At 68.5% G+C, this 12,006-nt stretch carries 12 protein-coding genes; 2 read left to right on the top strand and 10 right to left on the bottom strand.

Going from position 1 to position 12,006, the window contains the following annotated elements; genetic code table 11:
- Positions 1–11 precede the first annotated feature (11 nt).
- Positions 12–494 (bottom strand): 8-oxo-dGTP diphosphatase, encoded by a 483-nt coding sequence (locus AS031_RS04735; protein ID WP_058267004.1) that lies wholly within the window; start codon positions 492–494, stop codon positions 12–14.
- Between the two features lie 103 nt (positions 495–597).
- Between AS031_RS04735 and AS031_RS04730 the strand changes: the two genes are divergently transcribed.
- Complete coding sequence (locus tag AS031_RS04730; protein ID WP_058267003.1) at positions 598–1,311, top strand: hypothetical protein; 714 nt, start codon at positions 598–600, stop codon at positions 1,309–1,311.
- Between the two features lie 46 nt (positions 1,312–1,357).
- Here the strand turns inward: AS031_RS04730 and xerD are convergent, their stop codons facing one another.
- The 9 genes from xerD to AS031_RS20125 all read right to left on the bottom strand — a co-directional run bounded on the left by xerD (position 1,358) and on the right by AS031_RS20125 (position 10,765).
- Entirely contained in the window at positions 1,358–2,431 is a 1,074-nt protein-coding gene (gene xerD / locus AS031_RS04725) for a site-specific tyrosine recombinase XerD (RefSeq protein ID WP_176716508.1), read from the bottom strand.
- Positions 2,431–3,090 carry an NUDIX domain-containing protein gene (locus AS031_RS04720; RefSeq protein WP_058267002.1) on the bottom strand — a complete coding sequence of 220 codons (660 nt, stop codon included), beginning with the start codon at positions 3,088–3,090 and terminating at the stop codon, positions 2,431–2,433. Before AS031_RS04720 ends, xerD begins: the two co-directional genes overlap by 1 nt.
- Positions 3,091–3,116: 26 nt before the next feature.
- Positions 3,117–4,916: a CTP synthase gene (locus tag AS031_RS04715; RefSeq protein ID WP_058267001.1), complete on the bottom strand. Its 1,800-nt coding sequence runs from the start codon at positions 4,914–4,916 to the stop codon at positions 3,117–3,119.
- A gap of 116 nt (positions 4,917–5,032) precedes the next feature.
- Entirely contained in the window at positions 5,033–6,772 is a 1,740-nt protein-coding gene (recN, locus tag AS031_RS04710; protein WP_058267000.1) for a DNA repair protein RecN, read from the bottom strand.
- Positions 6,773–6,776: 4 nt separating this feature from the next.
- Entirely contained in the window at positions 6,777–7,832 is a 1,056-nt protein-coding gene (locus AS031_RS04705; protein WP_058266999.1) for an NAD kinase, read from the bottom strand.
- A gap of 13 nt (positions 7,833–7,845) precedes the next feature.
- Positions 7,846–8,661: a TlyA family RNA methyltransferase gene (locus AS031_RS04700; RefSeq protein ID WP_058266998.1), complete on the bottom strand. Its 816-nt coding sequence runs from the start codon at positions 8,659–8,661 to the stop codon at positions 7,846–7,848.
- Complete coding sequence (locus tag AS031_RS04695) at positions 8,661–8,885, bottom strand: hypothetical protein (RefSeq protein ID WP_058266997.1); 225 nt, start codon at positions 8,883–8,885, stop codon at positions 8,661–8,663. Before AS031_RS04695 ends, AS031_RS04700 begins: the two co-directional genes overlap by 1 nt.
- A 9-nt stretch (positions 8,886–8,894) precedes the next feature.
- Complete coding sequence (locus AS031_RS04690; RefSeq protein WP_058266996.1) at positions 8,895–9,884, bottom strand: HAD-IIA family hydrolase; 990 nt, start codon at positions 9,882–9,884, stop codon at positions 8,895–8,897.
- Positions 9,885–9,889: 5 nt separating this feature from the next.
- Positions 9,890–10,765: a tetratricopeptide repeat protein gene (locus AS031_RS20125; protein WP_228379567.1), complete on the bottom strand. Its 876-nt coding sequence runs from the start codon at positions 10,763–10,765 to the stop codon at positions 9,890–9,892.
- A gap of 138 nt (positions 10,766–10,903) precedes the next feature.
- On the opposite strand from AS031_RS20125, the gene AS031_RS20120 reads away from it, so the two are divergent.
- Complete coding sequence (locus tag AS031_RS20120; RefSeq protein ID WP_228379566.1) at positions 10,904–11,689, top strand: hypothetical protein; 786 nt, start codon at positions 10,904–10,906, stop codon at positions 11,687–11,689.
- Positions 11,690–12,006: the final 317 nt, after the last annotated feature.

Genomic DNA, 12,006 nt, shown 5'->3' with positions numbered 1-12,006 from the left:
AGGGGAACGGGTTACGGGAGGAGGCTTTCGGAGGACGCGACGGATTCGTTGTCGGCATCCATAGTGACGACGATGTTTACGCGTCCGCCTTCGAGCACCACCGGCAGCCAATGGTCGGCGTCCTGCCACATGCGTTCCACCGGAAGGGTGTCCACGCGGAACCACTCCGGGATGATCTCGTCGCTGGGCGCCGGCTCGCCTGACCAGGTGCGGGCCGTGAACAGGCGGGTCTTCATGTCCCACTCCGGCCGGGCGGGAAACACGAAGTGGACGGCGCCGGCGTCGGCGAGGTCACCCGGCACCAGCACCACGCCCGTCTCTTCCAGGACTTCGCGGATGACGGCCTGCACTGCCGTCTCTCCCGCTTCCACGTGCCCGCCGATCCCCACGATCTTGCCTTTGCCGAAACCTTTCTGCTTCAGCCCCAGCAGGACCTGGCCGCCGTCCGCACCGTCGCGGAGGAGGAAGCACAGGGTGACATCGGCTGCAGTCATGGCCCAAGCCTAGTGCTCCGCCGGCGCCGGGTGCACCGACGGCGGACCGGACCGGCCGCCGTCGTCCACGGGCCGATGGCCCGGCGTTGCTACAGTGAGGCCCATGAGCATGGCCGGAGAGGAACAACCTGTCCCCGCGGGCCGGGGCCGGACACCGAAGGCCCGCGCCGCTAGGGTCAACGGGGTGCGGCCGCCGGCGTGGCTGGCCAGGAACCCCCTGTATGCCGGCTGGGTGTGGACCGGCGCGTGGGCGCTGCTGATCGTGGCCGACGAGTTCCTGGATTTCGCCGGCTGGGCCTGGTACCTGTTCGTGGGGATGGCGGCCTTGCCCACCCTGGGCTGCACGGTGGCGCTGCTGCAGGCCACTCCCCGCCGATACCTCAGGCCGCGGAAGGAATCGGTCCTGTCCCACTTCTTCGTCCGTTTCCTGGCGCTGACGGCCGCGTTCCTCGTGTGGGGCATATCGGTGGTGGCCAGCGCCTCGGTCTCCACCACCGTCCAGGCCCTTGTCGGCGACTCGGAGCGGGCGGTGACGGCGCTGGGCCTCAGCCTCCTGGTGGCCGCCGTTCCGCTGGTGGTGTCCGTCCTGTGGATGGCACTGATTGTGCGCTGCGCCTGGTTCCTGCGCCGGCTGCGCGGCTGGCGGCAGGTGCCGGGTGATGCGAAGCTGCCGAAGAAGTTCCTGCGGGACGATCCGGAGCTGCGCCGCGTCGTCGTCGGCCTGGCCCACCCGGGCCTGCTCCTGGTGGCCGGGCTGGGAACATCGGTGCTGGCGTTGCTGCTGGGCGGCGCCGAGCTCACCATCGATCTGGACTGACCGGCCTGGACTGACCGGCCTGCGGAACCGGCCCAGCAGGTCGGCGTCAGCCCAGCGCCCGGGGGTGGGCCGCGGCGTAGACTTCGCGCAGGGTATCTGCGGTCACCAGCGTGTATACCTGGGTGGTGGTCACGGAGGCGTGGCCCAGGAGCTCCTGGACCACCCGGACGTCCGCGCCGCCTTCGAGCAGGTGCGTGGCGAATGAGTGCCGGAGCGTGTGCGGGGAAACGTCCCGGGTGATGTTCGCCTTGTCCGCGGCTGCCTTCAGGATGGTCCACGCGCTTTGCCTGCTGATCCTGCCGCCGCGGGCGTTGAGGAACAGGGCGGGCGTGCCTTTTCCCTTGGCGGCCAGCAGGGGCCGGCCCCGTACCAGGTAGGCATCCAGCGCCCGGGCCCCGTAGGATCCCAGCGGCACCAGCCGTTCCTTGGACCCCTTGCCGAAGAGCCTCACGATGGCCGGCCCGTCCTGGGCGGGATCGCCGGCCAGGGACAGGTCGTCGACGTCGAGGCCCACGGCTTCGCTGATCCGTGCCCCGGTGGAGTAGAGGAACTCCAGCAGGGCGCGGTCCCGCAGGCCGGTTGCGGTGTCCGTGCCGGCGGCCTCGAGGATGCGGGTGACCTCATCGACGCTGATGGCTTTGGGCAGCCGTTTGCCGGCCATGGGCGGGTGGACCTCGCTGGCGGGGTCGGTGGCTGTGTGTCCTTCCAGTGCCCAGAACTTGTGCAGGCCCCGGACGGCCACCACAGCCCTGGCCGCGGACCGCACACCGAGGACGGAGCCGCCGTCGGAGCCGTCCGACAACGCCCTGACGAACCCTGTGACGTGGTGCCGGGTGATGTCCGACGGCCGGGTGCAGTCGGCCCCGGCAAGGTAGCGCGCGTACCGGGCAAGGTCCCTGCGGTAGGCTGCGAGGGTGTTGGCTGCGACGCCCCGCTCAACGCCCATGTGCTGGAGATAGTCAGTGATTCCCCGGTCCACCGCTGACGGCGCCGGGGCGGGCGGTTTGCCACCCTGCTGGTCGTCTGCGGGTTGGGTTGCTGCCGCCGGTCCCGCTGCCTTGGCGCCGGAGGGGGACACAGCGGCCGCGGGCGTTGCTTCCGTGGTCGGCGCGGGGCCCATCAGCGCTGGCTGGGGTGGGCGGGCCAGGGTGCATCGGCGGGACGCAGCCCGTGATAATCGTCCTTGCGGGCCGCCGCGGCGGCGAGGATTCCCACCACTGCCGAAGGGTTGTGCAGCCGGCCGGCCAAAACCGACTGGACGGCATCATCGAGGCTGATCCAGTGGAATTCGATTTCGGCTTCCTCGTCGGTGCGCTCATGCCGCTCATGGTGGGGCACCTCGGTGAGGTCGCGCGCCAGGTAGATGCGGATGGCTTCGCTGGATGAGCCGGGCGAGTTGAAGACGTCCGCCAGCACATTCCAGGTGCCTGCCGACAGGTCGGCTTCCTCAGCGAGTTCCCGGGCCGCGCCGGCCACGAAGTCTTCCCCTTCGACATCCAGCAGGCCGGCGGGAACCTCCCACAGGTCCATGGCCACGGGGTGGCGGTACTGCTTGAGCAACAGGACCTGGCCTTCCGTGTTCATGGGAAGGATGGCCACGGCTCCCGGGTGGTCGATGTAGTCCCGGGTCAGGGCATCGCCGGACTCGGAGAGCTGGAACGTATCGCTCACCACGTCCCAGATGCGGCCCTGGTACACCTTCTCGGTAGACAAAAGACGGCGCGGGCTTGGTGCATCCGAAACCTGTTGAACAGGGGTGGCTTCAGGTGTACCAGGCATCGCGCCGTCCTTCTTTGTTCTGATGTCTACTTAGCGGTAACCGTACCCGATGCCGCGGTCTCGCCGGCTTCGGCTGCAACCGTGTCGGTTGCGCTGCCGGCCGCCTGCTGCACGCCGTCCCGGGTGTCCGCGCCCTGGTGCTCCAGGGCTGCCTTCACCAGGCCGGCGAACAGCGGGTGCGGGCGGGTGGGCCGGGAGCTGAGCTCGGGGTGGGCCTGGGTGGCCACGTAGTACGGGTGGACGTCAGCGGGCAGTTCAACGAATTCCACGAGCTTGCCGTCCGGCGAGGTACCGGAGAAGACCAGGCCCTTGTCCGCGATCTGCTGGCGGTACTTGTTGTTGACCTCGTAGCGGTGCCGGTGGCGTTCGCTGACGGTGGTCTTGCCGTAGGTTCCGGCGATGACCGAGCCCTCGTCGAGCTTGGCTTCGTACAGGCCAAGGCGCATGGTGCCGCCGAGGTCCCCGCCGCCTTCCACGAACTCGAGCTGTTCTTCCATGGTGGCGATGACCGGGTACTTGGAGTCGGGCTCGAACTCGCTGGAGGAGGCGCCTTCCAGGCCCACCACGTTGCGCGCGTACTCGATGACCATGCACTGCAGGCCGAGGCAGAGGCCCAGGACCGGGAGCTTGGTTTCACGGGCGAACTTGAGCGCTCCGAGCTTCCCTTCGAGGCCGCGGATGCCGAACCCGCCCGGGACGCAGATGGCGTCGACGCCGTCGAGCGCCCTGATGGCACCGTCGCGGGTCTCGCACTCATCGGACGGGACCCAGCGGATCTTGACCTTGGCCTCGTTCGCGAACCCGCCGGCGCGCAGCGCTTCGGTGACCGAGAGGTAGGCGTCAGGCAGGTCGATGTACTTGCCCACGAGGGCGATTTCGACGTGGTGCTTGGGGTTGTGCACCGCTTCGAGGAGCCGGTCCCAGCTGGTCCAGTCGACGTCCTTGAACGGCAGGTCCAGGGCGCGGACGATGTAGGAGTCCAGTCCCTGGCCGTGCAGCGTCTTGGGGATGTCGTAGATGCTGGGGGCGTCGGCGGCGTTGACCACGGCGTCGATGTCGACGTCGCACATCCGGCCGATCTTTTCGCGCATGGCCTCGGGAACCTCACGGTCCGACCGGATGACGATGGCTTCGGGCTGGATGCCGATGGAGCGCAGCGCGGCCACGGAGTGCTGCGTGGGCTTGGTCTTCAGTTCCTGGGACGGGCCGATGTACGGAACCAGCGAAACATGCAGGAAGAAGACGTTGTTCCGCCCGATGTCCTGGCGTACCTGGCGGGCCGATTCGAGGAACGGCTGGGACTCGATGTCGCCCACGGTGCCGCCGATCTCGGTGATGATGACGTCCGGGGCACTCTTGCCTTCGGCGGGCAGTCGCATGCGGCGCTTGATCTCATCGGTGATGTGCGGGATGACCTGGACGGTGTCGCCGAGGTACTCGCCGCGGCGTTCCTTGGCGATCACCGTGGAGTACACCTGGCCGGTGGTCACGTTGGCCGAGCCTTCGAGGTTCTCATCGAGGAAGCGCTCGTAGTGCCCGATGTCCAGGTCAGTCTCGGCGCCGTCGTCGGTCACGAAGACCTCGCCGTGCTGGAACGGGTTCATTGTGCCCGGATCCACGTTCAGGTAGGGATCGAGCTTCTGCATCGTGACGGACAGGCCGCGGGCCCGGAGGAGGTGACCCAGGCTGGAAGCCGTGAGTCCCTTGCCGAGCGATGACGCCACGCCACCGGTCACGAAAATGTGCTTGGTCGTCTGGGAGGAGCCCGGGAACCGGGTATTTACACGGGAATTTGATCGCTGCACCACGGAATTCGAGCCTATCATCAATTGAGCCTTCCACGGGTCGTCCGGAACTGTTCCCCAAATGCTCCAGTGTGCAGCCCGGCGGACCTCCCGGGCAAGGGCAGTGCGCCCGCCGGGCGGCCCGCCCCTTCCCCGGTTCAAGCCCTCTGTGGCAGGAGTTTCGCGTCGTCGAGCAGTTCCTGGGCATGAGCCTGGGCCGATTCGGAATCCTCCTGGCCGGCCAGCATGCGGGCCAGTTCGCGGACCCGCTCCGCGCCGTCGAGGAGGCGCACATCACTGGAGGTGAACCCGGTGGCCGTGCCGCCGTCGGCGCCCCGGACCGAGGTTTTGGTCACCGTGATGTGCTGGTCGGCGAAGGCGGCCACCTGCGGCAGGTGCGTGACCACGAGCACCTGGACGTGCCGGGCCAGCATGGCAAGGCGCCGGCCGATCTCGACGGCGGCACGCCCGCCGACGCCCGCGTCCACCTCATCGAACACGAACGTGGGCACCGGATCCACGGCGGCCAGCACCACCTCGATGGCCAACATCACGCGGGAGAGTTCGCCGCCGGAAGCGCCTTTGCCCAGCGGCCTGGCTGGAGCCCCGGAATGCGGCTGCAGCAGGAAGCTGATGTCGTCGGCGCCGTGCGGTCCCAGCTGGCCGGTGGGCTCGAGGTTGATGACCAGGGTTGCGTCCGCCATAGCCAGGGCCTTGAGTTCGGCGCTGACGCGGGCCGAGAGATCCTTGGCCGCCTTGGTACGGATCTTGCTGATGGCCGCCGCCTGGCGGGTGAGGTCCGCCTCTGCGCGGGCCACCTCCGCTTCCAGCGTTTCAATCCGGGTGGAGTCGTCCTGCAGTTCGTCGAAGCGGGCCCTGGCCCTTTCCGCCCACTCAAGGACTTCGTCGATGGTGGGGGCGTATTTGCGCACCAGTTTGGCCAGCGACGCCCGCCGGTCCTCGATCTCGGCCAGCCGCTCGGGCCCTTCCGAGTCCAGTCCGGCCTGGTAGCTGGCCAGTTCGGTGGCAATGTCGTTGAGCAGGAAACCCACTTCGGCGAGCCGGGCCGCGGCGGCGCCGAGGTCGGCGTCGTGTTCGGCCACGTGCTCCAGCGTGCGCTTCGCGGAATCCACCAGGGTGGTGGCGTCGCCTGCCTCGCCGAAGTCCTCGGCGATGAGCGCCTGGTGGGCCGTAGACGCGGCGATGCGGAGTTCTTCCACGTTGGCCAACTTGACCGCTTCCGCCTTCAGCAGCTCGTCCTCCCCCGGCTGGGGGGCGGCCTCGTCGATTTCCGCAAGGGCGGCCTCCAGGGATTCCGCCTCCCGCAGCCTGTCGCGGGCATCGTTGCGCAGGGTGTTCAGCTCTGTTTGGCTGGCTTTCCAGTGGTTATAGAGGTCCTGGTACGCGGCGAGCGTCTTCGCCAGGGATTCCCCGGCGAACTTGTCCAGGGCCCCGCGCTGGGCGGTGGCCCCCTTGAGCCGGATCTGGTCCGTCTGGCCATGGACCACCACGAGGGATTCGCCGATCTCGGCGAGGACGCCCACGGGCGCCGCCCGGCCGCCCAGGAACGCCCGGCTTCGTCCGTCCGCACCCAGCCGGCGGGCCAGGATCAGTTCCGCGCCGCCGTCGAACTCCTCCGCCTCCGCTCCGGCCTCGACGGCGCGGGCCAGGGCGGGGTGGCCGGCGTCGAGCTTGAGCACCGCCTCCGCGGTGGCGCTCTTGGCGCCGCTCCGTACGGCGCCCGCGTCCGAGCGCGCACCCAGCAGCAGGCCGACGGCGGTGACCACCATGGTCTTGCCGGCACCGGTTTCACCGGTCACCACGCTCAGTCCCGGGCCCAGCGGCAGGGTCGCGTCGGTGATGACGCCCAGGTCGCGGATTCTCAGTTCTTCAAGCATGTGTTCACTTTGCTGTCGACGGATCAGGGTCAGCGTCCGGCCGGTCCGCGTGGGGTCCTGCGGCCTGCGGTTCCGGGGTTTGCGGCACCTGGAGCGGCGGCATGGGACGCGGCGTGCGGACCACGGGGATGGGGCCGGTGTGGACGGCGTCAGCCTTGGGCACCGGGCCGCGCCAGCCGTGGATGGGAAGCTCGAATTTGCGGACCAGCCTGGCGGAGAACGGGGTCTGGTGGGTCCGGGCCAGCCGCACGGGAGTGGCGGACTTGGTGACCTCCACCCGGGCGCCTGGCGGCAGGTCCACGGAGCGCCTGCCGTCACACCACAGCACGCCCTGGGCGTCGGTGCGGCTCAGGACCTCGACGGCCAGCCTGGACCGGGGTGAGACCACCAGGGGCTTGGCGAACAGGGCATGGGCGCTGATGGGGACAATGACCAGGGCCTCCACTTCCGGCCACACGACGGGACCACCGGCGGAGAACGCGTAGGCGGTGGAGCCCGTGGGGGTGGCCAGCACGATGCCGTCGGAGCCGAAGGACGTCAGCGGGCGTTCGTCCACCTCCGTGACCACCTCCAGCATCCGCTCCCGGTTGGCCTTCTCGATGGCGGCCTCGTTCAAAGCCCAGGTGTGCCAGATCTTCTGTCCACGCACCCAGACCTGGACGTCGATGGTCATCCGCTCCTCCACCGTGTACTCACGGCTGGCAATCCACTCCACGGTCTGGGCGAGGTCGGCGCGTTCGCTCTCGGCGAGGAACCCGACATGGCCGAGGTTGACGCCCAGCAGCGGAACGTCCACCTCCCGGACCAGCTCGGCCGCGCGCAGGATGGTTCCGTCGCCGCCGAGGACCATCACCAGTTCCACATCCGGCAACCGGACATGGTCGTGGAGGACCTCGACAGGCTGGGCGAGGTGGCCGAAGAACCGTTCCATGTCATCCAGTTCGGATTCCTGCATGACCGGGACCATTCCCGAAGCATGCAGCAGGGCACAGGCCTCCCAGGCGGCTTTCAGCGATTCCTCGCGGCCGGTGTGGGCGAGGACCAGTACACGCCTGCTCATCAGGTTCCGCTCTCTAGTGGTTCGGCCAGATTTGTCCGAGCAAGGCAGCTGCCGCCGCCTCCCGCTCTTCGATCTTAGGCAAGTCTTGGGTGATCCTGCGTTTTATCCACAGGAAGTATTCGACGTTTCCGTCCTGGCCGGGCAACGGGCTGACCGCAAGGCCGCACAGGTCCAGCCCGGCATCGAGGGCCGCCGTCGCCACCTTCTCCACCGCCATCCGGCGCTCACGTTCGGACGTGACCACGCCGGTGCGTCCCAGCCGGTCCTTACCGATCTCGAACTGGGGCTTGACCATCAGCACCAGGTCCCCGCCAGGCACGGTGCATTCCGCGAGGGGCCGGACCACGAGGGTGAGGGAGATGAAGGACAGGTCCGCCACCGTCAGTGCGGCAGGACCGCCGATGTCCGCCGGTCCCATGTACCGCACGTTCATGCCCTCATGGACGTCCACGCGCGGGTCGTTGCGGAGCTGCGGCACCAGCTGGCCATGGCCGACGTCGACAGCCACCACCTGCGCGGCACCCCGCCTGAGCAGGACATCGGTGAAGCCCCCGGTGGATGCTCCCGCGTCCAGGCACCGTTTGCCTTGGGCGGAGACCTCCGGGAAAGCGTCGAGGGCCCCGGCCAGCTTGTGGCCGGCACGGCTGGCGTAGGTGTCCCGGTCATCCTGCTGGATGGAGAGGTCGCGGCCGTCGTCCACCTGCAGGGACGCCTTGGTGAGGACGGTGCCTCCGGAGCTGACTTTCCCTTCGGCGATCAGGGCAGCAGCGTGGGTCCGGGACCTGGCAAGGCCGCGCGCCACCAGGGCCTGGTCGAGGCGTGCGGCCATCAGGCAGTCCCGCCTTCCGTGCCGGGGCTGTCGAGGGCAGCGAGCAGCCCGTCATGCAGCAGCGCGTAGGTTTCCTCATGGTGCTCCACGGGCGTTCCCGGGAGACCGTCCAAGGCGGCCAGGGCCTGCGAAACGGCGGAGTCACTGATTGCTGCAGCGTCCAGCACTGGCCAGTCCGGGGACGGCTGGGCTGCTGGTTCTTCCGGTCCGGTCAGCTCAGTCATCCCTTCAGTCTAGTGATCCAGCCAGGCCAGGTTGGGCGCCTTCGCCGATGCGGCATCGGGAGTGGCGGCCCACCAGGCGCCACACGCGGCCCGCCAGGAGTCGAGGTTGTCGCGGCTGCCAATGACGCCCACGGCGCCGTTTGCGACGCGGGCGGTGGCTTCCCCGCACACGTACGTGCCGTCGTCGTGCGCCACCTCGGGATAGGGGCGGTACAGGTCCTCCAGGGAGCCGATGAGGTAGTCCGGCCGTTCCGCGGCCCGCGCAGCCAGGATGGTCTCACGCGTGTCGACGCCTGTCAGGACGGCCACCGTGGCGAAGCCGGCGTTGTTCCCGCCCAGGATGTCTGTGTCCAGCCGGTCGCCGACCACGAGCGGACGTTCGGCGCCCAAGCGCTTCGCGGCGGAGTGGAACAGCGGCGCCTCGGGCTTGCCTGCGACGAGGGGCGTCTTGCCGGTGGCCGCCGTAACTGCCGCCACCAGGGTGCCGTTGCCGGGCGCGATGCCCCTGGCCTGGGGGATGGACATGTCTGTATTGGTTGCCACCCAGAACGCTCCGGCGGACACCACGTACGCCGCTTCCGCCAGGTCCTTCCAGCCGATGCCCGGATTGAAGCCCTGCACCACGGCAACGGGTTCCTCGTCCTGGCTGTGGACCGGGGTGAGGCCCACCAGCTCGATTTCCCGGGCCAGCGCGGCGCTGCCGGTGATGAGGATCCTGGACCCGGGGGCCAGGCGCGAGGCCAGCAGCTCAGCAGCCGCCTGCGAGGAGCTGACCACCTGGTCGTCCTCCGCCGGCGCTCCCAGTTCGCGGAGGTGGGCCGCCACCTCGGCCGGGGACCGGGATGCGTTGTTGGTGACGTAGCCCAGTCCCACGCCCAGGCCGGACAGCCGCTTCAGCGACTCCACGGCACCGGGAATGGCATGGGGGCCTGCGTACACCACGCCGTCCAGGTCTGACAGGAGGGCGTCGAACCGCGAAATCAGGGACACGTCACTCATCCGGCTCAGTCTTCCCGGCGGGTCCGGCCGGTTTCGGCGGCGTCAGCGTCGTCCTGGTCATCGCCGTCCTCCACGCTGCCGGGTTCATCCTCTTCGACGGAGTCTTCGTCGGATTCGGCGTCGTCGGACGTGAAGTAGTCGGAGTCCTGGTCGTCGACGTTTTCGTCGACGCCGTCTCCACTGCCTGCGTCTGAGGACGCTGCGGTGCGGGACGCCGAGGGGTCAGCGGATTCGGCATCTGCGGATGCCCTCTGGGCGTGCTCGCGCAGGCGGCGGCGTTCAGCCTCTTCGCGGGCTTCCTCTTCTTCGTCCCACCCCAGGTCAATGATGTCGGGCTCTTCATCGACTCCCTGGCCCAGTGCGTTTTCCGCCACGACGGCTTGCCTGTTCCACTTGTCCGCCTCGTCGTTGCGTCCTACTGCCGACAGTGCGTTGGCATAGGCGCGGAACAGCCGCGGGCTGTAGGAGAAAGCCCGGTTCATGTCCAGCTGTGGGATCTCGAGTTCGGCGACCGCAGCGTCCAGCTGTCCCAGGTCGGTGCGGGCACCGGCTGCCACGATGGCCAATTCCACCTTGCCGGGGGCGTCGAGGTCCTGGGCTTCCTCGGACCTGGCCACGTCGAGGGCACGGTCAGGCCGGCCCAGGCCGCGCTCACAGTCAGCCATGACGGGCAGGTGGACGTTCGAGCCGCTGATGCGCCGGTAGGTGCGGAATTCGCGGAGCGCTTCACCGTAGTGGCCGGCAGCGTAGGCTGTCAGGCCGACCGCCTCGCGCACGGCGCCAAGGCGGCCGCCGCGGCGGCTGGCAGCGAGGGCATGCTGGAAGGCCAGCTCCGGTTCTTCGTCGATCAAGCGTCCGGCCATCACCAGGTGGCGTGCCACCCACTCTGCGCTCCTGGACTCGAGGGTCTTGATCTGGTGCTGTGTGGCGCGGTCCAGTTCCTTGCCAGTGACGTCCTCGTCAATCTCCGGTGAACGTTCGCGGTCAGGACGGTTGGCGCTGCGGATATCCGACGCGTTGTGCGTACGCTTGTGACGCTCATCCTGGGGGTCGCGGTCAAAGCCGCCGCGGCCCTGGCCGCGCTCGGCACCTCCGCGGGCCGGGCCACGGTCAAAGCTGCGGCTGTCCCGGTCCTGCCGGTCGCCGAACGGCCGGCGGTTCCCGCCGTCACCGAAGCTACGGCGGTCCTGGTCACCATCACGGCGCGGACGGCCACCAAACGGCTTACGCTCCCGATCACCGAAAGGCTTACGATCGCGATCACCGAAGCTACGGCGGTCCTGGTCACCATCACGACGGGGGCGGTCACCGAACGGTTTGCGATCGCGGTCACCGAACGGTTTGCGATCGCGATCACCGAACGGTTTGCGATCCCGGTCGCCGAAGCTGCGGCGGTCCTGGTCACCGTCGCGACGCGGACGGTCACCAAACGGCTTACGATCGCGATCACCAAAGCTGCGACGGTCCTGATCACCATCACGGCGCGGACGGTCACCAAACGGCTTACGATCCCGATCACCGAAACTGCGACGGTCCTGATCACCATCACGGCGCGGACGATCACCAAACGGCTTACGATCCCGATCGCCAAAGCTGCGACGGTCCTGATCACCATCACGGCGCGGACGATCACCAAACGGCTTACGATCGCCGCCACCAAAGGAACGTTCGTTGTTCTCCCGGTTCCCGCGGCCACGGAAGCCCCGCGGGTCGCCACCGGAGTTGTTGTTGCCCCGGAACGCTCCGCGGTCGTTCCCGCGGTTTCCTCCGCCGTGTTCGGCCATAATGGATTCCTCCTGTTGTGAGCCGACCACTGGCGAAACTGCAGCCGCTCTTATCCGTGTTTCGTACCTACGCAACCCGAATCAAGCGCTTCGAAGTCCGTACATCTCCATCAATTCTAGGGGAGGCTGATTCCGTGCAGGGCCAGAGTCGGCGTCTGCGGCAGCATCGTGTGGATCTTCACACCAACCCGAACCCTCCCGTGTCGGGCTCCCCCAACAACGCGTGCCCGGCCAGGAGCGGAACGTGGGTGGGGTTGCGCTATCAGTTGGTGTTCCTAACTGGGGGTGTTAGGTGCGTTATCTGATAGGGCATCTGTGGGGGGCCTCGATGGCTGGGC

Origin of the sequence: Pseudarthrobacter enclensis (genome assembly GCF_001457025.1) — a bacterium.
In the GTDB taxonomy this organism is placed as follows: domain Bacteria; phylum Actinomycetota; class Actinomycetes; order Actinomycetales; family Micrococcaceae; genus Arthrobacter; species Arthrobacter enclensis.
This window is presented reverse-complemented; position numbering and strand designations above follow the sequence as displayed.